At 73.8% G+C, this 21,653-nt stretch carries 19 protein-coding genes and 1 riboswitch; of the genes, 12 read left to right on the top strand and 7 right to left on the bottom strand.

From position 1 onward, the window contains the following. Positions 1–24: 24 nt before the first annotated feature. Genes ACIP82_RS05660 through ACIP82_RS05650 form a run of 3 tightly spaced genes read left to right on the top strand, consistent with a single transcriptional unit; the run spans position 25 to position 2,383 of the window. Positions 25–1,161 (top strand): sugar kinase, encoded by a 1,137-nt coding sequence (locus ACIP82_RS05660; protein WP_400651216.1) that lies wholly within the window; start codon positions 25–27, stop codon positions 1,159–1,161. Beyond that, the gene (locus tag ACIP82_RS05655) at positions 1,158–1,928 is read left to right on the top strand and encodes an IclR family transcriptional regulator (RefSeq protein ID WP_400651213.1); all 771 of its coding nucleotides are present in this window, start codon (positions 1,158–1,160) and stop codon (positions 1,926–1,928) included. Before ACIP82_RS05660 ends, ACIP82_RS05655 begins: the two co-directional genes overlap by 4 nt. Positions 1,929–1,957: 29 nt before the next feature. Next, positions 1,958–2,383: a RidA family protein gene (locus tag ACIP82_RS05650; RefSeq protein WP_363609110.1), complete on the top strand. Its 426-nt coding sequence runs from the start codon at positions 1,958–1,960 to the stop codon at positions 2,381–2,383. 73 nt (positions 2,384–2,456) lie between these two features. Here ACIP82_RS05650 and ACIP82_RS05645 read toward each other — a convergent pair whose 3' ends face one another. Beyond that, positions 2,457–3,668, bottom strand: a complete 1,212-nt coding sequence (locus ACIP82_RS05645; protein ID WP_400651210.1) for an MFS transporter — start codon at positions 3,666–3,668, stop codon at positions 2,457–2,459. Between the two features lie 169 nt (positions 3,669–3,837). On the opposite strand from ACIP82_RS05645, the gene ACIP82_RS05640 reads away from it, so the two are divergent. Then, complete coding sequence (locus ACIP82_RS05640) at positions 3,838–4,569, top strand: DUF2470 domain-containing protein (protein WP_400651207.1); 732 nt, start codon at positions 3,838–3,840, stop codon at positions 4,567–4,569. 236 nt (positions 4,570–4,805) lie between these two features. Here the strand turns inward: ACIP82_RS05640 and ACIP82_RS05635 are convergent, their stop codons facing one another. Beyond that, positions 4,806–5,774, bottom strand: a complete 969-nt coding sequence (locus ACIP82_RS05635; RefSeq protein WP_400651206.1) for a peptidoglycan DD-metalloendopeptidase family protein — start codon at positions 5,772–5,774, stop codon at positions 4,806–4,808. Between the two features lie 3 nt (positions 5,775–5,777). Then, positions 5,778–5,936, bottom strand: a riboswitch (cyclic di-AMP (ydaO/yuaA leader). 395 nt (positions 5,937–6,331) lie between these two features. On the opposite strand from ACIP82_RS05635, the gene ACIP82_RS05630 reads away from it, so the two are divergent. Then, a complete protein-coding gene (locus tag ACIP82_RS05630; RefSeq protein ID WP_400651860.1) occupies positions 6,332–7,792 on the top strand; it encodes an MFS transporter in 1,461 nt (486 codons plus the stop codon). A gap of 41 nt (positions 7,793–7,833) precedes the next feature. Here ACIP82_RS05630 and purB read toward each other — a convergent pair whose 3' ends face one another. After that, positions 7,834–9,264, bottom strand: a complete 1,431-nt coding sequence (gene purB, locus ACIP82_RS05625) for an adenylosuccinate lyase (RefSeq protein WP_363609119.1) — start codon at positions 9,262–9,264, stop codon at positions 7,834–7,836. A gap of 118 nt (positions 9,265–9,382) precedes the next feature. On the opposite strand from purB, the gene ACIP82_RS05620 reads away from it, so the two are divergent. Continuing rightward, positions 9,383–11,623, top strand: a complete 2,241-nt coding sequence (locus ACIP82_RS05620; protein WP_363609121.1) for an ATP-binding domain-containing protein — start codon at positions 9,383–9,385, stop codon at positions 11,621–11,623. A 246-nt stretch (positions 11,624–11,869) separates the two neighbouring features. Here the strand turns inward: ACIP82_RS05620 and ACIP82_RS05615 are convergent, their stop codons facing one another. The 3 genes from ACIP82_RS05615 to ACIP82_RS05605 all read right to left on the bottom strand — a co-directional run bounded on the left by ACIP82_RS05615 (position 11,870) and on the right by ACIP82_RS05605 (position 13,632). Beyond that, positions 11,870–12,325 carry a MarR family winged helix-turn-helix transcriptional regulator gene (locus ACIP82_RS05615; RefSeq protein WP_400651203.1) on the bottom strand — a complete coding sequence of 152 codons (456 nt, stop codon included), beginning with the start codon at positions 12,323–12,325 and terminating at the stop codon, positions 11,870–11,872. A 138-nt stretch (positions 12,326–12,463) separates the two neighbouring features. Continuing rightward, entirely contained in the window at positions 12,464–12,880 is a 417-nt protein-coding gene (locus ACIP82_RS05610; protein ID WP_363609125.1) for a DUF3037 domain-containing protein, read from the bottom strand. Next, complete coding sequence (locus tag ACIP82_RS05605; protein WP_400651201.1) at positions 12,877–13,632, bottom strand: HipA family kinase; 756 nt, start codon at positions 13,630–13,632, stop codon at positions 12,877–12,879. Before ACIP82_RS05605 ends, ACIP82_RS05610 begins: the two co-directional genes overlap by 4 nt. Positions 13,633–13,802: 170 nt before the next feature. On the opposite strand from ACIP82_RS05605, the gene ACIP82_RS05600 reads away from it, so the two are divergent. Next, complete coding sequence (locus ACIP82_RS05600) at positions 13,803–15,161, top strand: NAD(P)/FAD-dependent oxidoreductase (protein ID WP_400651199.1); 1,359 nt, start codon at positions 13,803–13,805, stop codon at positions 15,159–15,161. Positions 15,162–15,236: 75 nt separating this feature from the next. On the opposite strand, the gene ACIP82_RS05595 is transcribed toward ACIP82_RS05600, so the two are convergent. Further along, positions 15,237–16,574: an aminotransferase class I/II-fold pyridoxal phosphate-dependent enzyme gene (locus ACIP82_RS05595; protein WP_400651197.1), complete on the bottom strand. Its 1,338-nt coding sequence runs from the start codon at positions 16,572–16,574 to the stop codon at positions 15,237–15,239. Positions 16,575–16,608: 34 nt separating this feature from the next. Here ACIP82_RS05595 and ACIP82_RS05590 point away from each other — a divergent pair, with 34 nt between their 5' ends. The 5 genes from ACIP82_RS05590 (at position 16,609) to ACIP82_RS05570 (ending at position 21,582) form a co-directional block, all read left to right on the top strand. Continuing rightward, positions 16,609–17,271 carry a pyridoxamine 5'-phosphate oxidase family protein gene (locus tag ACIP82_RS05590; RefSeq protein ID WP_363609130.1) on the top strand — a complete coding sequence of 221 codons (663 nt, stop codon included), beginning with the start codon at positions 16,609–16,611 and terminating at the stop codon, positions 17,269–17,271. A 13-nt stretch (positions 17,272–17,284) separates the two neighbouring features. Beyond that, positions 17,285–17,908: an FMN-binding negative transcriptional regulator gene (locus tag ACIP82_RS05585; RefSeq protein ID WP_363609132.1), complete on the top strand. Its 624-nt coding sequence runs from the start codon at positions 17,285–17,287 to the stop codon at positions 17,906–17,908. A gap of 123 nt (positions 17,909–18,031) precedes the next feature. Then, positions 18,032–19,444 carry a sugar porter family MFS transporter gene (locus tag ACIP82_RS05580; protein ID WP_363609134.1) on the top strand — a complete coding sequence of 471 codons (1,413 nt, stop codon included), beginning with the start codon at positions 18,032–18,034 and terminating at the stop codon, positions 19,442–19,444. Between the two features lie 58 nt (positions 19,445–19,502). After that, positions 19,503–20,204, top strand: coding sequence for an alpha/beta fold hydrolase (locus ACIP82_RS05575; RefSeq protein WP_363609136.1), 702 nt, complete (start codon positions 19,503–19,505; stop codon positions 20,202–20,204). Between the two features lie 97 nt (positions 20,205–20,301). Further along, positions 20,302–21,582 (top strand): MFS transporter, encoded by a 1,281-nt coding sequence (locus ACIP82_RS05570; protein ID WP_363609138.1) that lies wholly within the window; start codon positions 20,302–20,304, stop codon positions 21,580–21,582. Positions 21,583–21,653 lie beyond the last annotated feature (71 nt).

Below are 21,653 nucleotides of genomic sequence, written 5' to 3'. Positions count from 1 at the left end.
CGCAGGACACGAGGAGCCCAGCAGATGCCACGACAGGACCAGGCCGTGAGCTCGGGCACCCCGCCGCGCCGCACCCCGGCGGTGGAGGCGGTGTGCGTGGGCGAGTCGATGGCCGTCCTGCTGCCCGACCGGACGGGCCCGCTGGAGTCGGTGGAGAACTTCCACCTCTCGGTCGGCGGCGCGGAGTCCAACGTGGCGGGCGCCCTGGCGGCGCTCGGTGTGCCGAGCGCCTGGATCAGCCGGGTCGGCGACGACGGCTTCGGCCGCCGCCTGACCGGCGAGGTCGCCGCACGCGGGGTGGACGTGTCCGCGGTCGCCGTCGACCCGCACCGCCCGACCGGCCTCTACCTCAAGGAGGTGGGCGGCAGCACCGGCCGCCGCCACGACCTCGGGCCCGGCCGCAGCCGGCTGCACTACCACCGCCGCGGCTCCGCGGCGTCCGCGCTCTCCCCCGCCGTGCTGGACGATCCGGCCGCCGCCCGGCTGCTGGCCGGCGCCCGGCTGCTGCACCTGTCCGGCATCACCGCCGCCCTCTCCGACGACTGTCTGGAGCTGCTCCGCGCCCTGCTGGCCGACCGCCGCCCGGGCCGTCTGGTCAGCTTCGACCTGAACTGGCGCCCGGCCCTGTGGCGCGAGCGCGACCCGGCCGTCCTGCCGCCCCTGCTGGACGCGGCCGACGTGCTGCTGCTCGGCTCCGACGAGGCGGAGGCCGCCTTCGGCACCGGCGACCCGGACGCGCTGCGCCGCCTCTTCCCCTCCCCCGCCACCGTGGTGGTCAAGGACGCCGCCCGAATGGTCACGGCCCTGCACCGGGACGGCACCGCCGTCACCGAGCCGGCCCTCGCCGTCGAGGTGGTCGAGGCCACCGGAGCGGGCGACGCCTTCGCGGCCGGCTATCTGGCCGCCACCGTGCGCGGCCTGGACCAGCGCAGCCGGCTGCGGCTCGGCCACCTCAGCGCGGCCTGCGCGCTCACCGCCCACGGCGACCAGGCCGAGCTGCCGCCCGAGCCGGTGGTCACCGCCCTGCTGACCGCCTCCCCGGGGGACTGGGCCGCGACCCGGGTCTCGGCGGATGGCATCGTGTCCCCGGTACTGCCCGTGGCCGGGGGCGGTGCCCCCGACCCTCGACCGGCCGCGTCCCCGGCCCTTGGAGCACGATGAGCCAGACCGTCACCCGCGCCCTGCGCATCCTCGCCGAGCTCGGTGAGGGCGAGCGCTCCCTCGACCAGCTGGCCGAGGTGCTCGGCGTGCACAAGACCACGGTGCTGCGGCTGCTCCAGAGCCTCGAAGAGGAACGTTTCGTCTACCGGGACCCGGCCTACCGCTACCACCTGGGCGCCGGACTCTTCGCCCTCTCCGGCCTCGCCCTGGAACAGCGCGGGATCCGCCGGATCGCCGCGCCGCACCTGGCCGGGCTGAACGCGGCCACCGGTCAGACCGTCCACCTGGCCGCGTACGAGGGCGGCGAGGTGGTCTACATCGACAAGTACGACTCCCGCCACCCGGTGCGGATGTACTCCCGGATCGGTCTGCGCGCCGCCCTGCACAGCGCCGCCGTCTCCAAAGTGCTGCTCGCCGACCTGCCGGTGCCCGAGCGCCGCCGGGTGGTGGCCGGGATCGACTTCATCCCGCACACCGCGCACACCCTGGCCACCCCCGAGGCCCTGCTCGCCGAGCTGGAGAAGGTCTCCGCCCAGGGCTGGGCGCAGGACCACGCCGAGCACGAGGCCTTCATCAACTGCGTGGCCGCGCCGATCCGGGACGCCAGCGGCCGGGTGGTCGCCGCCGCGTCGATCTCCGTCCCGGACGTCGTGCTCCCCTACGAGCAGGTGCTCGAACTACTGCCGCAGCTGCTCGCCACCACCCGCGCTGTCTCCGCCGACTGCGGCCAGCCGCCGCACGCCGGGCCGGCCACCCCGACCGCCTGACCCACCATCACCAACCGAGGAAGCACCGCATGAGCGACCAGCAGCCCGTCAACGGCAAGACCGAGATCCGCACCGACGGCGCCCCCGCCCCGGCCTGGATGTTCTCCCAGGGCGTCCGCAAGGGCCCGATCCTGCAGGTCTCCGGCCAGGGCCCGCAGGACCCGGCCACCGGCGAGTACCTGTACCACGGCGACGTCAAGGCGCAGACCCGGCGGACGCTGGAGAACGTCAAGGCCATCGTCGAGGCCGGCGGCGCCACCATCGAGGACGTGGTGATGTTCCGCGTCTACCTGACCAAGCGCGCCGACTTCCCGCTGATGAACGAGGTCTACGCCGAGTTCATCGACGAGAACGTCAAGGCCGGCGGGGTGAAGCCCTGCCGCACCACGATCTTCGTCGAGCTGCCGCAGGAGCCGATGCTGGTCGAGATCGACGCGCAGGCCGTGATCGGCTGAGCCGCCCGAGGCGGTACGCGCCGGGGCCCGGACGACCAGTCGGCCGTCCGGGCCCCGGCGCTTTCGTCCGCCGTCACCGGCCGGCGGTGACCGCCTGCTCGGCGGCCGCGCCGCGCGCCACCACCCGGGCGGCGCCCTTGGCCTCGCGCCGCTCCAGGGTGCCGGAGAGCAGGGCGACGCCCAGCGCGGCGACGGTGAGCAGCCCGCCGACCCAGTTCGGCGCGTCGTAGCCGAGCCCGGCGGAGATGACCAGCCCGCCGAGCCAGGCGGAGAGCGCGTTGCCCAGGTTGAACGCGGCGATGTTGGCGGCCGAGGCCAGCGTGGGCGCACCGGCGGCCTGGTCCATCACCCGCTTCTGCAGCGGCGCGACGGTGGCGAAGCCGAACAGGCCGATCAGCGGGATGGTGATGATCGCGCCGGCCTTGCTGTGCGAGGCGAAGGTGAAGGCGAACAGCAGCACCGCCAGCACCGCCAGGATCACGTACAGGCTGCGCATCAGCGCGCGGTCGGCGAACCAGCCGCCGAGCAGGTTGCCGACGAACAGCCCGATGCCGAACAGGAGGAGCAGCCAGGTGACGCTGGTGTCGGCGAAGCCCGCCATCTCGGTCATCATCGGCGTGATGTAGGTGAACATCGCGAAGATGCCACCCCAGCCGAACACCGTCATGGTCAGCGCGAGCCAGATCTGCGGCCGGCGGAAGACCGCCAGCTCCGGGCCGAGCCGGGCCCCCTCGGCGCGCCGCTGGACGGGCACCAGCGCGGCGATGCCGGCGAACCCGATCACGCCGAGCGCCGCGACCACGTAGAAGGTGGACCGCCAGCCGAAGTGCTGGCCGAGCAGGGTGCCCATCGGCACGCCGAGGACGTTGGCGGCGGTGAGCCCGGTGAACATCAGGGCGATGGCGCCGGCCCGCTTCTGCGGGGCGACCAGATCGGCCGCGACCACCGAGCCGATCCCGAAGAACGCGCCGTGCGCGAAGGCCGCGAGGATCCGGCCGACCATCAGCAGGCCGAAGGCGGGCGCCACGGCGGAGACCAGGTTTCCGGCGATGAACAGGCCCATCAGCATCAGCAGCATCCCCTTGCGGGGGATCCGGGTGCCGAGGACGGTGAGCAGCGGTCCGCCCACCACGACGCCGAGCGCGTAGCCGGAGATGAGCAGGCCCGCGGTGGGGATGGACACCGAGAAGTCGCCGGCGACCTCGGGCAGCAGGCCCATGATCACGAACTCGGTGGTGCCGATGCCGAAGGCGCTGATCGCCAGCGCCAGGAGCGCGAGGGGCATGAGAGTCTGCTTTCCAAGACGATTGCATGTGCAACTACCAGCGCCGACAATACGTCTACCATCCAGATACTTGCAAGCGCCGGATATTGCCTAGGTGAACATACGCCACGCTTGCCAGCACCCCTCGGCACGATTAGGTTAGGCTCACCTAACTTACTGGAGGTCAGCCATGAGCCCCGTGGACACCACGGCACCCGAGGCGCCGGAGGCGCCCGAACCCACCGCCGCCGAACGGGTCTGCAGTCTGCTCACCGCCACCTCCTCCGTGGTGATCCGCGCCTGCGGCGAGCACCATGAGCTGGACACCCCGATCGCGGTACAGGGCTCCCGGCTGCGCCTCCACGCCCCCCTCGACGCGCCGCTCACCCTCGCCGCCACCCGCGCGCAGGACGGGCTCGCCGTCGTCCTGGACCTCACCGACATCGCCCCGGTCGCCGTCCGCGACCGCGTCCGCGGCCGGCTGTCCCTGGCCGGCCGGCTCCACCTGGCCCACCTCGCCGACGACGGGCTCGGCGTCCACCTGCGCCTGGACGTCGCACACGCCGTCCTCTCCACCCCGTACGGCACCACCGCGCTGACCGGCGCCGACCTCGCCCTCGCCGGGCCCGACCCGCTCGCCCGCTACGAGGCCGGCCTGCTCACCCACCTCGCCGACGACCACCCGGACGCGCTCGCCGTGCTCACCCGCCTGCTCGACCCGGACCTGCTCGCCGAGCGGCCCGGGATCCGCCCGCTGGCCCTCGACCGGTACGGCCTGGTGCTGCGCCTGGACCACCCGCACGGCCACCGCGACGTCCGTCTGGTCTTCCCCGAACCCGCCCGGGACGCGGACGAGTTCGGCCACCGGGTACACCAGCTGCTGACCGCCGCGCACCGCGCGCTGCCCGCCCACCGGATCTGAACCAGGCCACCGGTCAACGTGGCTGACCAGACGTCAACTTCCCTTGGCGTCACGTAAAACCAAAACGGCCGGCCCGGCTCGCGAGAGGATTTCTCGCGAGCCGGGCCGGCCGACTGGGCGTGTCCCGCGCCCAGGGCGCCACTGTCGGTGCGGCGATCACCCGGTCGAGCGGTCACCCGACATGACCATCCCGAGTGGCCGTACGCCCCGCACCCAGCGGTGGTTCTGATGCCCGATCAGATGGCGACGCCGTGCGCCCGCAGGTAGGCGATCGGGTTGACGTCCGTGCCGTACCCCGCACCGGTGCGGATCTCGAAGTGCAGGTGCGGGCCGGTCACGTTGCCGGTCGCGCCCGAAAGGCCGATCTGCTGGCCGGCGGTGACGGTCTGGCCGATCCTGACGCCGATCGAGGACAGGTGCGCGTACTGGGCGTACTTGCCGTCGGCGAGCTTGATCTCGACCTCGTTGCCGTAGGCGCCGCCGTTGCCGGCCTTCACCACGGTGCCGCCCGCGACGGCGCGCAGCGGGGTGCCGGTGGAGACGACGAAGTCGGCGCCGGTGTGGTGGCCGGAGGACCACATCGAGCCGGCCACGCCGTAGGCGGTGCCGAGCTTCGGGCTGGCGACCGGGGAGACGTAGCTGGCGACGCCGGCCACGGTAACCGGGGCCGGGGTGGCGGGCTTGGCGACCTCGATCTTGGTCTGGACTGGGGTCTGCGGGGCGGGCTTGACCGGCTTGGCGGTCTGAACCGGCTTCGGCGCGGCGGCCGGAGCGGCCGGAGCAACCGGGGCGGCCGGCTTGGCGGCCTCGGCCGGAGCGGCGGCCTTGGCGCCGAGCGCGAGCTTCTGGCCCGGGAAGATCAGGTTCGGGTTGGCACCGACGACCGAGCGGTTCTGCTCGTACAGCGCCTGCCAGCCACCCTCGACCTGCTTGGCGTCGGCGATCTTCGACAGGGTGTCCCCGCCGACGACCTGGTAGCTCTGCTCGACCGGCGCGGCTGCCGGGGCGGCCTGCTGCGGGGCGGCGGCCGGGGCGGCGTCGGCGGTCGAGGAGTTGCTCTGCTGGGGCTTCGCGGCCGGCGCGGTGTGGGCCTGGGCGCTGATCGCGGTCACCAGCGGAAGGGCGAAAGCGGCGCCGGTGACGGCGGTGGCGATACCGATGCGGGCGGCGCGGGGCAGGGCGATACGACGAGCCTGTGCGGGCATGGAAGATTTCCTCTCCGACGCCTACGAGGTGAGCTGTCGGGTTCGGGCTGGAGTTGCCCGGCCGCAATGCGGCTTCACCCCAAGCCGGACCGTGAATTCCGGTCCGGCGACTTACCTTTGGGTCCCCCGCTCCTGCCGTACAGAGTTCAGTTCGCACCACCGGGCAGCGGCAGGACTAGGCGTTCCACCCGGTGGCCGCCCGGGCCGTGGCCGGGCGGTCGCTGAACTAAAACCCATCCGTACGGGCTAAGCAATGTCGATCACGTGAAGTCACCACAAAGCCCCGAGGCGTCGTGACACTCCGAATGATCGGCTGCACAGTACGCACACAATCCATTGACCTGGAGCGACCGCCCGGCGACACTCCGCCGATATCCGCGTCAGTACGCATGCGATCACCTACGGAATGCCATTCGCCGACACACCCCCCGGTGACCCTTGTCACGTCGGCCCGCGGGGCGCACGATCGGGCGGTGGCCACCTCCGAGGCCGGCACCCTGCGCCTGGGCACCGCGCAGGGTCGCTGGGTACTACTGGCGACGGTGCTCGGCTCCAGCATGGCGATGCTCGACGGCACCGTGGTGAACGTCGCCCTGCCCCGGATCGGCGCCGATCTGGGCGCCCCCCTCGCCGCCCTGCAATGGACGCTCAACGCCTATCTGCTGACCCTGGCCGGGCTGATCCTGCTCGGCGGCGCGCTCGGCGACCGCTACGGCCGCCGCCGGGTGTTCCTGATCGGCGTGGTCTGGTTCGCGGTCGCCTCGGCGGCCTGCGCCGCCGCGCCCACCATCGGCGTGCTGGTCATCGCCCGCGCCGTGCAGGGCATCGGCGGCGCCCTGCTCACCCCCGGCTCACTGGCGATGCTCCAGGCCGTCTTCCACCCGGACGACCGCTCGGCGGCGGTCGGCCTCTGGTCCGGCCTCGGCGGGGTGTCGGCCGCGGTCGGGCCGTTCCTCGGCGGCTGGCTGGTGGACGGCCCCGGCTGGCGGTGGATCTTCCTGCTGAACGTCCCGCTCGCCGTCCTGGTGGTCGCGGTGGCGGCCCGGCACGTGCCGGAGAGCCGGGACGAGAGTGCGACCGGCCGGTTCGACGTCCTCGGCGCACTGCTCGCCGCCCTGACCCTGGGCGCGATCACCTACGCGCTGACGGCGGCCGGTGGAGGGGTGTCCGCGTCCGTCTGGGTGACCGGCGTGGCCGGCCTGCTGCTGGGGGCGGCCTTCGTCTCGGTGGAGCGCCGCAGCCCGGAGCCGATGCTGCCGCTCGGCCTCTTCTCCTCCCGGCTGTTCACCGCGGTGAACCTGGTCACCCTCTGCGTGTACGCGGCCTTCAGCGGAGTGTTCTTCCTCCTGGTGGTGCAGTTGCAGACGGTCTCCGGGTTCTCCCCGCTGGTCTCCGGGCTGTCCCTGATCCCGGTCACCGTCCTGATGCTGGCCCTGTCGGCACGCGCCGGGCGGCTCGGCAAGCGGATCGGCCCGCGGCTGCCGCTCACCGTGGGTCCGCTGCTCTGCGCGGGCGGTGTGCTGCTGATGCTGCGGATCGGCCCCGGCGCCTCGTACTGGGCGGACGTGCTGCCCGCCGTCACCGTGCTGGGCTGCGGGATGGTGCTGCTGGTCGCGCCGCTGACCGCCACGGTGCTGGCGGCGGTGGAGGTCCGGCACGCGGGCATCGCCAGCGGTGTCAACAACGCCGCCGCCCGGGCCGCCGGCCTGCTCGCGGTCGCCGCCCTGCCCGCCCTGGCCGGTCTCAGCGGCGAGGCCTACCGGGTGCCCGCCTCGGTGGACTCGGCCTTCCACACCGCGATGCTGATCTGCGCCGGGCTGCTGGTCGCCGGCGCGCTGGTGGCCGTCACCACCGTCCGGGGCAATGTGCTGGCCCCCGAGGACCACCGCCCGGTGGCCGAGCCGGACTGCCAGTGGTCCTGCGGCACCAACGCCCCGCCGCTCGACCCGGGCCACGTCGACGCCGGAACGGCCGAGGGCCCCGCCACCGGAACGGCGGCAGGGCCCTCGGCGAACTGACGGCACACCGGCGCAGGCGCGGCGTCAGTGCAGACGGGGCGTCAGAGGATGTCGCCCGGCGCGTACTTGGCGGCCTCCGGGTACGCGGCCGCGACGGCCTCGACCCGGCGGACCACCTCGGCGACCTGGGCGCCGGCCGCACCGGTGAAGGAGAGCCGGTCGGCGAGCAGCGCGTCCAGGGCGGCCCGGTCCAGCGGGATCCGCTCGTCGGCGGCCAGCCGGTCCAGCAGCTCGTTCTCCCGGGCGCCGGCCCGCATCGCCAGCGCGGAGGCGACGGCGTGCTCCTTGATGACCTCGTGCCCGGTCTCCCGGCCGACGCCCGCCCGCACCGCACCCATCAGCACCTTGGTGGTGGCCAGGAACGGCAGGTAGCGGTCCAGCTCGGCCTCGATCACGGCCGGGAAGGCGCCGAACTCGTCGAGGACGGTCAGGAAGGTCTCCAGCAGGCCGTCGAAGGCGAAGAAGGCGTCCGGCAGCGCGACCCGGCGGACCACCGAGCAGGAGACGTCGCCCTCGTTCCACTGGTCGCCGCCCAGCTCGGCGGTCATCGAGGCGTAGCCGCGCAGGATGACGGCCAGGCCGTTGACGCGCTCGCAGGAGCGGGTGTTCATCTTGTGCGGCATCGCGGAGGAGCCGACCTGGCCCTCCTTGAAGCCCTCGGTGACCAGCTCGTGGCCGGCCATCAGACGGATGGTCTTGGCCAGGCTGGAGGGCGCGGCGGAGAGCTGGACGAGGGCGGTGAGCACCTCGAAGTCCAGCGAGCGCGGGTAGACCTGGCCGACGCTGGTCAGCACGTTCTGGAAGCCGAGGTGGCCGGCCACCCGGCGCTCCAGCTCGGCGAGCTTGTCGGTGTCGCCGCCGAGCAGGTCCAGCATGTCCTGGGCGGTGCCGACCGGGCCCTTGATCCCGCGCAGCGGGTAGCGGGCGATCAGCTCCTCCAGGCGGCTGAAGGCGACCAGCAGCTCGTCGGCGACGGTCGCGAAGCGCTTGCCCAGGGTGGTGGCCTGCGCGGCCACGTTGTGCGAACGGCCGGCCATGACCAGCTCGGCGTGCTGGGCGGAGAGACGGCCGAGGCGGACCAGGACGGCCACCGTGCGGTCCCGCACGTGCTCCAGCGACTGGCGGATCTGCAGCTGCTCGACGTTCTCGGTCAGATCCCGGGAGGTCATTCCCTTGTGGATCTGCTCGTGACCGGCGAGCTCGCTGAACTCCTCGATCCGGGCCTTCACGTCGTGGCGGGTGATCCGCTCACGGGCGGCGATGGAGCCGAGGTCGACCTGGTCGACCACGCGCTCGTAGTCGGCGACGGCGGTGGCGGGCACCTCGACACCGAGGTCCTGCTGGGCCTTCAGGACGGCGAGCCACAGGTGGCGCTCGAGGACCACCTTGTGCTCGGGGGACCACAGCTGGGCCAGGGTCGCCGAGGCGTACCGGGAGGCCAGGACATTGGGGATCTGGGGCTTCGCGCTCACGCTTCGCAAGCCTAACAGCCGAGGTCAGCCGGAACGGCCGCGCATCGGGTAGGCTGGGTCACTTGAGCACGGAAAATTAGAGGCACTACAAACTCCTCACCGCAAGGATACCACATCGATGGACGAATTTCCAGCGGAACCGACAGCCCGCCCGGGAGCACCAGCACATCCGGAACCGGCGGCGAACCCTGCCGTACCCCCGGAGCCGTCGGCGGCCGAGGCGCTCGCCGAGGCCCTGCGCACCGAACAGGCCTGCCTCACCCGGCTGTACGCCCGGCTGGACACCGTCCGGGAGGAGACCCGCCGCACCCTGGACGGCGTCCTCGCCCAGGCCGGCGCCGGCGGTACCCACCAGGCCAGGCTGGAGCGCGAGGTCCGTGCCACCGAGGCCGCCCGCCGGTGCGCCCGGCTGGACGCCGTCGAACGCGGCCTCTGCTTCGGCCGGCTCGACGCACGCGACGGCACCGTTCACCACATCGGCCGCACCGGACTGACCGACGAGGAGTACGAGCCACTGCTGCTGGACTGGCGCGCCCCCGCCGCCCGCCCCTTCTACACCGCCACCCCGGCCGACCCCGGCACCGTGGTGCGCCGCCGCCATCTGCACACCCGCGACCGCACCGTCACCGGCCTGGACGACGAGGCCCTAGACCTGGCCGGCCTCGGCGAGGAGGGCCGGCGCACCCTGGTCGGCGAGGCCGCCCTGCTGGCCGCGCTGGGCCGCGAGCGCACCGGCCGGATGGGCACCGCGGTGGCCACCATCCAGACCGAGCAGGACCGGGTGATCCGCGCCCCGCTCTCCGGCGCCCTGGTCGTCCAGGGCGGCCCCGGCACCGGCAAGACCGTCGCCGCCCTGCACCGCGCCGCCTACCTGCTGTACACGCACCGCGCGGTGCTGGAGCGGCGCGGCGTGCTGGTCGTCGGCCCCAGCCCGGCCTTCCTGCGCTACATCGACCAGGTCCTGCCCGCGCTCGGCGAGACCGAGGTGGTGCTCTGCACCGTCGGCGGGCTCTTCCCCGGTGTCGACGCCACGGCCTCCGACACCCCCGCCACCGCCGTCGCCAAGGGCGGCCCCTGGATGGCCGACGTCCTCCAACGCGCCGTCCGGGCCCACCAGTCGGCGCCCGCCGACGGACTCGACCTCGGCGACGGGCTGCGTCTGTCGCACCGGGTCTGCGCCGAAGCCCGCGCGGCCGCCCGCGGCCTGCGGCTGCCGCACAACCGGGCCCGCGGGTTCTTCCTGCGCACCCTGCTGGACGCCCTCGCCGTCGCCCAGGCGCTCGTCCTCGGCCGCCAGTACGACGAGGAGGAGGCCCGCTACGCCCCGCGCGAGCTGTGGGAGCGGCCGGACGTCCGGGCCGCGCTGGGCGCGCTCTGGCCGAAGCTGACCCCCGAGGGCCTGGTCGAACGGCTGCTCACCGACCGGGCCCTGCTGACCGCCGCCACCCCCGGCCGCTCCCCCGCCGAACGCGCCGCGCTGCTCCGCCCGCCAGGCGGCCCGTGGACGGTCGAGGACGTCCCGCTGCTGGACGAGGCCGCCGAGCTGCTCGGCGAGGACGACGCCCCCGCCCGCGCCCGGGCCCGCGCGGCGGAGCGCGGCCGGGCCGATGAACTCGCCTACGCCCAGGGCGTGTTGACCATCACCGGGCAGACCGGCAACGCCACCCTGGACCCGGCCCTGCTGGCCGATCGGTTCCACGACGACGGCCCGTACCGCTCCACCGCCGAACGGGCGGCCGCCGACCGCACCTGGGCGTACGGACACGTGGTGGTCGACGAAGCGCAGGAGCTGTCCGCGATGGCCTGGCGGGCCGTACTGCGCCGGGTGCCGACCAGCTCGCTGACCGTCGTCGGCGACCTCGCCCAGACCGGTTCGGCGGCCGGCGCCCGGTCCTGGGCCGAGATGCTGGACCCGCATCTGGCCGGCCGCTGGCGCGAGCAGCGGCTGACCGTCAACTACCGCACGCCCGCCGCCATCATGAGGCCGGCCGCGGCCGTCCTGCGCAGCGTCGCCCCCGACCAGCGGCCGCCCGAGTCCGTCCGCGACGACGCCGAGCCGCCGAGCGCCGTCCACGTCCCGGACGCCGACTACACCACCGCCCTGGCCCGGCTGCCCGCCCCGGTCGGCACCCTCGGCGTGATCGCGCCGGACGCCCTGGCCGCCCGCTCGGGGTGGCTGACGGTCGCGGGCTGCAAGGGACTCGAGTTCGACACGGTGGTGGTCGTCGACCCGGCCGCCATCCTCGCCCAGTCCCCGAAGGGCGGCCAGGACCTCTACGTCGCCCTCACCCGGGCCACCCGCCGGCTCACCCTGCTCCACCACGCGCCGCTGCCCGCAGTCCTCGCCGCAGCACTCTGACCCACCCGCTCCAGCGCGCCGGCCGGGCCACCGTTCCCGCGCCGGCGCGCTCGGCCCGGTCCAGGCTGTCCTCGATCAGGGCGTCGCGCAGCGGCCGGTAGACCAGCGGCCGGGTCAGCCGCGCCGGGCCGCGGGTACGCATCGCCAGGGTGTGCCGCAGTACCGTCCGCCGCCACCTGCGCGCCGACGGCGCCCTGCCCGGGCACGCCGAGGAGCTGGCCCGGTGCTCCACCGCCCGGCTGCTGGCTACTGCGGGCTGACCGCCCGGCCGCTCAGCACCGGCAGCACCTGGGAGCAGATCGAGTGCAGGGCCACCCGCTGCTCGTCGCTCATCGCCTCGAAGGCCTGGTGGGTACGGGCCATCTCGCCGCGGATCAGGCCCAGGATCGCCCGGCCCTGCTCGGTGATGACGACGATCTTGACCCGCCGGTCACCGGCCGCGGCCTCACGGTGGGCCAGGCCCAGCGACTCCAGCCGGTCGACGATCCCGGTCACGTTCGAGGCGTCGCAGCCGAGCCGCCCGGCCAGCGCCCGCATCGGCACCGACTCCTGCACCGCCCCCAGTGCCTTGGCCTGCGAGGAGGAGAGGCCATGCCGGGCCGCCGCCGCCGCGAAGTCCTGGAAGTACGCGGCGCCCACGGCGGCCAACACCTCCATCAACTCGGGGTTGGTCGGTACGGTCGTCGTCGCTGTCGAACCCATGGGGTCAGCGTACGACCGAGTGCTTCAGTAACTCAAGCTTTGACCACAGCAAAGGTCCGCCGGCCAACCGCTCACCCGCTCTTCCTCCGCCCCGCGGCACCCGCCTCCCCGCCCGCGGGGCAGCGGCCGGAACGGCGGTCAGAGCACCAACTGGTCGAAGAGCCGCCGCAGTTCCGCCTCCGGATCGGCGGTCAGCCCGGTGTGCACCGGCCCCGGCTGGACGATCGCGCTGCGCGGCGCCGTCAGCCAGCGGAACCGCTGCCCGGGGCTGTCGGCCGCCGCCGGACCGGCCGGCGGGCCACCCACGCAGACCGCCTCGATCCCGTGCAGCGCGCGGCGCACCCCGGCGACGTCCGCCACCGGGTCGAGCGCCAGCAGCCGGCCCTGGTCGAGGTGGGTCCGGGCGGCCAGGTGCCCGCTCTGCCGGCAGTACAGCAGCACCCCGACGTTGACGCACTCCCCGCGCTCGACCCGGGGCACCGCCCGGATCACCGCGTACTCGTAGTCGTGCAGCTCGGCGACGGCCGGCAGGGCCGGCGGCAGGGGCTCGGTCATGCGGACACCTCCGGCAGCCAGTCGCGCGGACCGGCCAGTCGCTCGGTGAGCTGGGCGCGGTACGCGGCGCGCACCGCCTCGGGCGAGTCGAAGCCGGGTTCGTCCGCCAGCCAGACGTCGGGGATCTGCGCCACCGCATCCTCGATCGCCGCCTCGGCGATCGGGGCGAGCGCCTTGTCGGCCGCCGGCAGATCGGGCTCGGCCCGCAGCAGCGCGTGGTCGGAGGCGTCGTACGGGCGGCGGATCCAGGAGGCCGCGCCCGCCCAGTGGTGATGGAAGATGAGGCTCGCACCGTGGTCGATCAGCCGCAGCCCGCCGGTGGCGACCAGCAGGTTGGGGTTGCGCCAGGAGCGGTCCACATTGCCGATCAGCGCGTCGAACCAGAGCACCTGCCCGGCCAGTCCGGCGTCCACGTCGAAGCAGAGCGGATCGAAGTTGAGCGCGCCGCTGACAAAGGCCATGCCCAGGTTGACTCCGCCGCTGGCCCGCATCTGGTCCTGGATCAGCGGGTCCGGCTCACTGCGGGCGAGCACCGGATCCAGATCGACGGTGACCAGCTCCGGCACCGGAAGGCCCAGCCGGCGGCCGAGTTCACCCGCCAGCACCTCCGCCACCAGCGCCTTGCGGCCCTGCGCCGCGCCGACCCATTTCAGGGCGTACAGCCGTCGGTCGTCCGCCTCGACCAGGCCCGGCATCGAGCCGCCTTCTCGCAGTGGCGTCACATAACGGATCGCCGTCACCTCGGTGAGCACGCCCGACAGCCTATCGGGCATATGCGCGAGGCGGGTAACTCCGGCGCGTCTGCGCCATCCGCGCCTCCCCGGTGGCAGCCCACGCTGCTCCGTGCGAGTGTGGCGGGCAATAGGGCGCGTCTGAGGCCCCGGACCCTGCACTGGACGACCTGCGCTGTAAGGGATGAACGATGGAACGACCTCGGATCCTGATCGTGGGCGGCGGCTTCGCCGGACTGGAGTGCGCTCGCCGCCTCGAACACAAGCTCACGCCCTCGGAGGCGGAGATCTCGCTGGTCACGCCGTTCAGTTATCAGCTCTACCTCCCGCTGCTGCCGCACGTGGCCGCCGGGGTGCTGACTCCGCAGTCGGTCGCGGTCTCGCTGCGCCGCACACTGCGCCGCACCCACATCGTGCCCGGCGGCGCGATCGGGATCGACCCGCGTTCCAAGGTCTGTGTGGTCCGCAAGATCACCGACGAGGTGGTGGCGCAGAAGTACGACTACCTGGTGCTCGCCCCCGGCAGCGTGACCCGCACCTTCGACATCCCGGGCCTGACGGACTACGCGCGCGGGATGAAGACGCTCGCCGAGGCGGCCTACGTCCGCGACCACGTGATCGCCCAACTCGACCTCGCCTCGGCCACCCTGGACCAGAAGGAGCGCGAGTCCCGGCTCCAGTTCGTGGTGGTCGGCGGCGGCTACGCGGGCACCGAGACCGCCGCCTGCCTGCAGCGGCTGACCACCGCGGCCGCCAAACGCTACCCACGGCTGGACGCCCGGCAGATCAAGTGGCATCTGATCGACATCGCGCCCAAGTTGATGCCGGAGCTGGGCGACGCGCTGGGCCTCGCCGCCCTGGAGGTGCTGCGCGAGCGCGGCATCGAGGTCTCGCTGGGCGTCTCGGTGGCCGAAGTCGGCGCCGAATCGGTGAAGTTCACCGACGGCCGGGTGCTGCCCTGCCGCACGCTGATCTGGACGGCGGGCGTCGCGGCCAGCCCGCTGATCGGCACGCTGGACGCCGAGACGGTGCGCGGCCGGATCGCGGTGACGGCGGAGATGCGGGTGCCGCAGTTCCAGGGCGTGTTCGCGCTCGGCGACGCGGCCGCGGTGCCGGACCTCTCCAAGGGCGACGGCGCGGTCTGCCCGCCGACCGCCCAGCACTCCGCCCGCCAGGGCCGGGCGGTGGCGGACAACGTGCTCGCCGCGCTCCACAACCGACCCCTGGAGCCCTACTACCACAAGGACTTGGGCCTGGTGGTGGACCTCGGCGGCAAGGACGCGGTCTCCAAGCCGCTGGGCGTGGAGCTGCACGGGGTGCCGGCCCAGCTGGTGGCGCGCGGCTACCACCTGATGGCGATGCGCACCAATGTCGCCAAGTTCCGGGTCGGCGCCAACTGGCTGCTGAACGCCACCGCCGGAGACGACTTCGTCCGCACCGGCTTCCTGGCCCGCCAGCCCGCCCGGCTGCAGGACTTCGAGTACACCGACGCCTATCTGACGAAGGATCAGGTAAGGGCGCACGCCGAGGCGCTGCTCGCCAAGGGCTGACCGGAGCCGGGGCGGCCGCCGCACAACGGCCGCCCCGGCTCCGACCCCGACTCCCGCTCCGGCTCCGGCTCCGGTTCAGATCAGCCGCGAGCCGACACCGCCCGTCCCCAGCACGGCCGCCAGGTCCTCGGCCAGCCGCCGCGCGTCGGCCGGATCCAGCTCCGCGATGGTGAGCCTCATCCCCGGCGGGGACTGCATCCGGTAGCGCCCGCCGGGCGCCGCCACCCAGCCGCGCTGCACCAGGGCGACCAGCGCGGACGTCTCGTCCGGCACGGGCACCCAGACGTTCAGCCCGCTGGCGCCGTGCGCCTCGATGCCACGCGCGGCCAACTCCCCCAGCAGCGCGTCCCGGCGCTCCCGATAGGCGGCGGCCACCCGCCCGGCCGGCGCCGCGTCGGTCCGCCACAGTTCCGCGACGGTGCGCTGCAGCAGATGGCTGACCCAGCCGGCCCCGAGCCGCTGCCGGCCCGAGACCCGCCCGATGGTGTCCTCGTCCCCGACCGCGACCGAGAGCCGCAGGTCCGGCCCGTACGCCTTGGCCGCCGAGCGCACCACCGCCCAGCGTTCCGGGCCGGAGCCGACCAGCGGGTGGTACGGCTGGTCGACGATGCCGTGCCCGTGGTCGTCCTCGATCAGCAGCACCCCGGGGTACCCGGCCAGCACCTCGCGCAGCTCTCCGGCCCTGGTGGCGGTGAGCGCGGCCCCGGTCGGGTTCTGCGCGCGGCTGGTGACGATCACCGCGCGGGCGCCGTCCGCCAGCGCCCCGGCGAGCGCGTCGGGCAGCGGGCCGTCGTCGTCCAGCCGGACGGGCGCGGGCTTGAGACCGAGCGCGGGCAGCAGGTCCAGCAGGCTCCCCCAGCCCGGATCCTCGACGGCGACGGCGTCGCCGGGGCGCAGCCGGGTGGCGAGGATGCGCTCGATGGTGTCGAGCGAGCCGGAGGCGACGGCGATCGGCCCGTCGGGGAGGCCGTCGGCCGCGAAGGCGGCGCCGGCGAGGGCGAGCAGCCCGGGGTCGGCGGCCGGGTGTCCGTACTGCACCGGCTCGCGGCGGGCGGCCTCGGCGGCGGCCGCGAGGGCCGGGGTGAGGTCGGGCAGCTGTGCCGGGTCGGGGTTGCCGCCGGACAGGTCGCGGGCGTGCGGGGGCACGGGCACGCGGATCTGGTCGCGCGGGGTGAGCGCGGGCCTGGGGAGGATGCGGCTGCCCTTGCGGCCGGCCGTCTCGATCACCCCGCGGTCGCGGAGCAGCCGGTAGGCGGCGGCGACCGTGTTGGGGTTGACGCCGAGCTCGCCGGCCAGGTCGCGCAGCGGGGGCAGTGGGGTTCCGGGCGCGAGCCGTCCGCTGCTCACGCCCTGCTCGACGTCGGCCGCGATTTCGCTGGCGCGCCGCCCCTTGATCGGATAGTCTCCTAGCACAAAACAGATTATGCACTAGTACATAGAGGTTGTCATGTCTGGCGGCACCCCGGTTTACTCCCGCACCCCGCGCACCACCCCGACCCGCTACAAGGACCGCGCCACCTGGGAGCAGGACGCGATCCACGCCATCCTCGACAGCGCCTACATCTGCCACCTGGGTTTCATCGCCGACGGCGCCCCGGTCGTCCTGCCGACCATCTACGCCCGCGTCGGCGACCGCCTCTACGTCCACGGCTCCACCGGCAGCCGTCCGCTGCGCGGCGCCGCGGGCGACCAGGGCCTGCCGGTCTGCGTCACCGTCACCCTGGTCGACGGCCTGGTGCTGACCAAGTCCGCGTTCAACCACTCGGTCAACTTCCGCTCGGTGGTCGCCCACGGCACCGCCCACCAGGTCACCGACCCGGAGGAGCTGACGACCGCGCTGGACGCGCTGGTCGACCACGCCGTCCCCGGCCGCTCCGCCGAGGTCCGCCCGGCCAACGCCAGGGAGCTCGCCGCCACCGCGGTGATCCGCCTCGACCTGGACGAGGTCTCCGCCAAGACCCGCGCCGACGGCGCCGACGACGACGAGGCCGACCTCGGTCTGCCGCACTGGGCCGGCGTGGTGCCGGTCGCCACGGTGCACGGCACCCCCGAACCGGCCGCGTCCACCACCGTTCCGCTCCCCGCGCACCTGCGCGACCTCTCCCGCTGACGGGGGCCCGACGATGCTGATCAGGTCCTGGGACCGGGGCGACGAGGCCGAGTGGCGCGCCTGGCTCGCCGAGGGCCGCGACTTCGGCCTGCTCGCCGCCAACGGCCCGCCCGGCCAGGGCCCCGTCCTGGTCCCCACCCACTTCCTGCTGGACGCCGAGCGCGGCGAGGTCCTGCTCCACCTCGCCGCGCCCAACCCGCTGCTCGCCGCCGTCCGGGCCGACCCCCAGGTGACCCTCTCGGTGACCGACGACTACGTCTTCGCCCCGGGCCACTGGCGCGGCGAGCCCGGCACGCCGACCAGTTACTACGCCTCCGTCCAGTTCTCCTGCACCGCCGAGCTGGTCGAGGACGCGGCCGGCAAGGCGGAGATCCTCAACCGCCAGCTGGCCCACTTCCAGCCCGAGACCCCGCAGATCCGGGTCACCCCCGGCGACAGCCCGTTCGGCCGGCTCCTCCCGGGCCTGCGCGGGCTGCGGCTGACGGTCCGCGAGGTACGCGCCAAGTTCAAGTACGACGACAAGAAGCCCGCGGCCGAGCAGCACGCCATCGCCGACCGCCTGGCCGAACGCGGCCGCGGCCTGGACACCGCGGCCCGGGTCCAACTGCTCCGGCGTAACGCCCGGCGGAGCGGGTAGCAGCGCTGACACCACGTCACCCGATCGGCTCGATCTCGGGCGGGATCCACCGACTACTGGTCGGATGTGAGACGAATCCCGCCCATCCGGATGCCGGCGGGCCCGTCCACTCGGGGAGCGCGCATGTCCACACTCGACAGTCATCAGGCGTCCGGCGAGGCGCACCTCGGGCACGTCGTGTTCATCTCCGCCGCCGCCGCGATGGGCGGCTTCCTGTTCGGCTACGACAGTGCGGTGATCAACGGCGCGGTGACGGGCATCCAGCGGCACTTCGGGGTGGGCAACAGCGAGACCGCCTTCGTGGTGGCCATCGCGCTGCTCGGCTCGGCGGCCGGCGCGGTCATCGCGGGCCGGCTCGCCGATCACCTCGGCCGGGTCCGCACCATGCTGCTCGCCGCGACCCTCTTCGCGATCAGCGGTGCCGGCTCGATGTTCCCGCCGAGCATCCAGGTGCTCGCGGCCTGGCGGGTGGTCGGTGGCATCGCGATCGGCATCGCCTCCGTCATCGCGCCCACCTATATCGCCGAGGTCGCCCCGACCGCCTACCGCGGCCGGCTCGCGTCCTTCCAGCAGATGGCGATCGTGCTCGGCATCACCGTCTCCCAGCTCGCCAACTGGGCGCTCAACCAGGCCGCCGGCGGCGAGTCCACCGGCCACCTCGGCGGTATCCAGGCCTGGCAGTGGATGCTCGGTGTGGAGACCGTCCCGGCGCTGGTGTACGGCCTGATGGCGCTGGCCATCCCGGAGTCTCCGCGCTATCTGATCGCCGACCACCGCGAGGAGCAGGCGCGCAAGGTGCTGCTGGAGGTGGAGGGCGCGGGGGTGGACCTGGACGCCCGGGTCGCCGAGATCCGGGCGGTGCTGGAGTCCACCCACAAGCCCCGGCCGAAGGACCTGCTGGGCGGCCGGTTCGGGCTGCTGCCGATCGTCTGGGTCGGCATCGGCGCCTCGGTGTTCCAGCAGTTCGTCGGCATCAACGTGATCTTCTACTACTCGTCCTTCCTCTGGCAGTCCGTCGGCATCAACGAGGCCAACTCACTGCTGATCAGCCTCTCCACCTCGATCATCAACGTCATCGGAACGGTGGTCGCGATGGCGCTGGTGGACCGGATCGGCCGCAAGCCGCTGGCGCTGGCCGGTTCGACGGGCATGGCGATCGCGCTGTCCACCGCCGCCTGGGCGTTCTCCTACCGGCACGGCACCGGCGACACCGCCACGCTGGACAACACCCACGCCACGGTCGCGCTGGTCGCCGCGCACGTCTTCGTGTTCTGCTTCGCGTTCTCCTGGGGCGTGGTGGTCTGGGTCCTGCTCGGCGAGATGTTCCCCAACCGGATCCGGGCGCTCGCCCTGTCGGTCGCCGCCTCGGCCCAGTGGATCGCCAACTGGGCGATCACCGTCACCTTCCCCGACCTCGCCGACTGGAACCTGTCGGCGACGTACGTCGTCTACGCCGCCTTCGCGCTGCTCTCGATCCCCTTCGTGGCCTTCTGCATCAAGGAGACCAAGGGCCGCGCCCTGGAGGAGATGGGCTGACGTACAGGCCCCCGCAGTCGTCGCCGCGCCGCGCGGCCCGTCCCACCGAGAGGAAGCCATGCCTGATCAGGGCGGCTCCCGGCAGAACGTCACCTTCCCGAGCAACGGGCGTCGGGCCCACGGCTATCTGGCCCGTCCGCCGCAGGGCGTCGGCCCCGGCCTGGTGGTGGTGCAGGAGTGGTGGGGGCTCACCTCGCACATCGCGACCATGGCGGACCGCTTCGCCGCCGAGGGCTTCACCGTCCTCGCGCCCGACCTGTTCGGCGGTGCCACCACCCACGACAGCGCGGAGGCCGCCCGGCTGAGGCGCGAGCTGCCGGTCGAGCGGGCCGTGGCGGACCTCGGCGGCGCGGTCGACTTCCTGCTCGGGCTCGACGGCGTGGTCGGGGACGCCGTCGGGGTGGTCGGCTTCTGCATGGGCGGCGGCTTCGCCCTGCTGCTCGGCGCCGCGGCGGGCGACCGGGTGGCCGCCGTGGTCCCGTTCTACGGGCTCCCGCCGGACCAGGACTTCGACTACCGGGGCCTGACCGCGCACGTCCTCGGCCACTTCGGCGAGCGGGACCGCTCGATCCCGATGGCGGCCGTGGACGAGGCGGCGATCCGCATCGGCGAGGCGACCGACGTCCGCCCCGAGATCCACTTCTACCCGGCCGGGCACGCCTTCATGAACGACGAGAACCCGCTCGGCGGCTACGACCCGCTCCAGGCCCGGACGGCCTGGCGGCGCACCCTCAGCTTCCTCCACGGCCACCTCGGATAGGGCCTGCCCCGCGCCCCGCCCCGTACCCGCCCCACCACCGCCGGTAAGGCTCGAAAACCCGCTGGACAGCTGACAGTTCGCCCGGCATAGTCTCCAGGTGCCCAGCCAACCCGCACGCCGCCCCCGTTTCCCCTGGGCCGGCCGCAACTACCGCATCCAGACCGCCGCCACCGTGATCAGCGGCCTCGGCAACGCCGGCGCCCCGATCGCCACCGCCTTCGCCGTCATGGACAGCGGTGGCTCCACCGCCGAGGTCGGGTATGTCACCGCGGCCCGTCTGGTGCCGGTCGTCCTGCTGCTGATGGTCGGCGGCGCCCTCGCCGACCGGCTGCCGCGCCACCACGTCATGGTCGCGGCCAATCTGTTCAACGCCCTCTCCCAGGCCGTTCTGGCCGCCCTCGTCCTCTCCGGCCACGTCCAGCTCTGGCAGTTGATGCTGCTCTCCGCCGCCGGCGGCGCGGGCCACGCCTTCTACGCCCCGGCCTCCGAGGGCATGATCATGCAGAGCGTGTCGACGGAGCACGCCGGGCGGGCGTTCTCGGTCTTCCGGATGGCCCTCAACTCGGCCCAGATCGGCGGTATGGCGCTCGGCGGCGCCCTGACCGCCGCCGTCGGCCCCGGCTGGGTGCTCGCGCTGGACGCCGGCTGCTTCCTGGTCGCCGCCTGCCTGCGCTTCCTCCTGGAGGCGGAGGCCGCGCCCACCGCCGGCGCCGGGCCCGGCATGCTGCGCGATCTGCGCGAGGGCTGGCAGGAGTTCGCCTCCCGGCGCTGGCTCTGGGTGATCGTCCTCCAGTTCGCCGTCCTGATGGCGTGCATCACCGCAGTGGACGCGGTCTACGGGCCGATCGTCGCCAAGGAGCAGCTCGGCGGCGCCGGCGACTGGGGTCTGGCGCTGGCCGCGCACGGGATCGGCCTGGTCGTGACCGGCCTGGTGATGGTCCGCTGGCAGCCGCGCCGGATCCTGCTCGTCGGCAACTACGGCGTCTTCCTCTTCGGCCTGCCCGCCCTGGCCCTGGCCGTGGCCGCGCCGCTGCCGGTCCTGGTTGCCGTGATGTTCCTGTCCGGCGCCGGGGTCACCGTGTTCGGCGTCAACTGGATGATCGCCCTGCAGCAGGAGATCCCGGCCGAGATGTTCTCCCGGGTCTCCGCCTACGACCAGCTCGGCTCGCTCTCCCTGGCACCGGTCGGAACGGCCCTGGCCGGCCCGGCCGCCGACGCGCTCGGCCTCTCCGGCGCCCTCTGGGCCTGTGCGGTGCTCTGTCTGCTGCTCAGCGCCGTCGTCCTGCTGGAGCCGCAGGTCCGCCAACTCTCCCGGCGCGCCGCCCGGCCCGCCGAAGCCGCCGTGCCGACCGGTACGGAGGCCACCGCCGTCCGCTGAGCGCCCCACCTGACCCGTACGCCCCGCCGGTGGCAACCACCGGCGGGGCGTCCCGCGTCCGACCAGGAAAC

The sequence above is a fragment of the Kitasatospora sp. NPDC088548 genome (assembly GCF_044753005.1).
GTDB lineage: Bacteria > Actinomycetota > Actinomycetes > Streptomycetales > Streptomycetaceae > Kitasatospora.
This window is presented reverse-complemented; position numbering and strand designations above follow the sequence as displayed.

What these genes read in the sequence shown, in the direction of transcription:
- ACIP82_RS05660 (WP_400651216.1), top strand. Translation starts at nt 25, where the DNA reads ATGCCACGACAGGACCAGGCCGTGAGCTCGGGCACCCCGCCGCGCCGC.
- ACIP82_RS05655 (WP_400651213.1), top strand. Translation starts at nt 1,158, where the DNA reads ATGAGCCAGACCGTCACCCGCGCCCTGCGCATCCTCGCCGAGCTCGGT.
- ACIP82_RS05650 (WP_363609110.1), top strand. Translation starts at nt 1,958, where the DNA reads ATGAGCGACCAGCAGCCCGTCAACGGCAAGACCGAGATCCGCACCGAC.
- ACIP82_RS05645 (WP_400651210.1), bottom strand. Translation starts at nt 3,668, where the DNA reads ATGCCCCTCGCGCTCCTGGCGCTGGCGATCAGCGCCTTCGGCATCGGC.
- ACIP82_RS05640 (WP_400651207.1), top strand. Translation starts at nt 3,838, where the DNA reads ATGAGCCCCGTGGACACCACGGCACCCGAGGCGCCGGAGGCGCCCGAA.
- ACIP82_RS05635 (WP_400651206.1), bottom strand. Translation starts at nt 5,774, where the DNA reads ATGCCCGCACAGGCTCGTCGTATCGCCCTGCCCCGCGCCGCCCGCATC.
- ACIP82_RS05630 (WP_400651860.1), top strand. Translation starts at nt 6,332, where the DNA reads ATGGCGATGCTCGACGGCACCGTGGTGAACGTCGCCCTGCCCCGGATC.
- ACIP82_RS05620 (WP_363609121.1), top strand. Translation starts at nt 9,383, where the DNA reads ATGGACGAATTTCCAGCGGAACCGACAGCCCGCCCGGGAGCACCAGCA.
- ACIP82_RS05615 (WP_400651203.1), bottom strand. Translation starts at nt 12,325, where the DNA reads ATGGGTTCGACAGCGACGACGACCGTACCGACCAACCCCGAGTTGATG.
- ACIP82_RS05610 (WP_363609125.1), bottom strand. Translation starts at nt 12,880, where the DNA reads ATGACCGAGCCCCTGCCGCCGGCCCTGCCGGCCGTCGCCGAGCTGCAC.
- ACIP82_RS05600 (WP_400651199.1), top strand. Translation starts at nt 13,803, where the DNA reads ATGGAACGACCTCGGATCCTGATCGTGGGCGGCGGCTTCGCCGGACTG.
- ACIP82_RS05590 (WP_363609130.1), top strand. Translation starts at nt 16,609, where the DNA reads ATGTCTGGCGGCACCCCGGTTTACTCCCGCACCCCGCGCACCACCCCG.
- ACIP82_RS05585 (WP_363609132.1), top strand. Translation starts at nt 17,285, where the DNA reads ATGCTGATCAGGTCCTGGGACCGGGGCGACGAGGCCGAGTGGCGCGCC.
- ACIP82_RS05580 (WP_363609134.1), top strand. Translation starts at nt 18,032, where the DNA reads ATGTCCACACTCGACAGTCATCAGGCGTCCGGCGAGGCGCACCTCGGG.
- ACIP82_RS05575 (WP_363609136.1), top strand. Translation starts at nt 19,503, where the DNA reads ATGCCTGATCAGGGCGGCTCCCGGCAGAACGTCACCTTCCCGAGCAAC.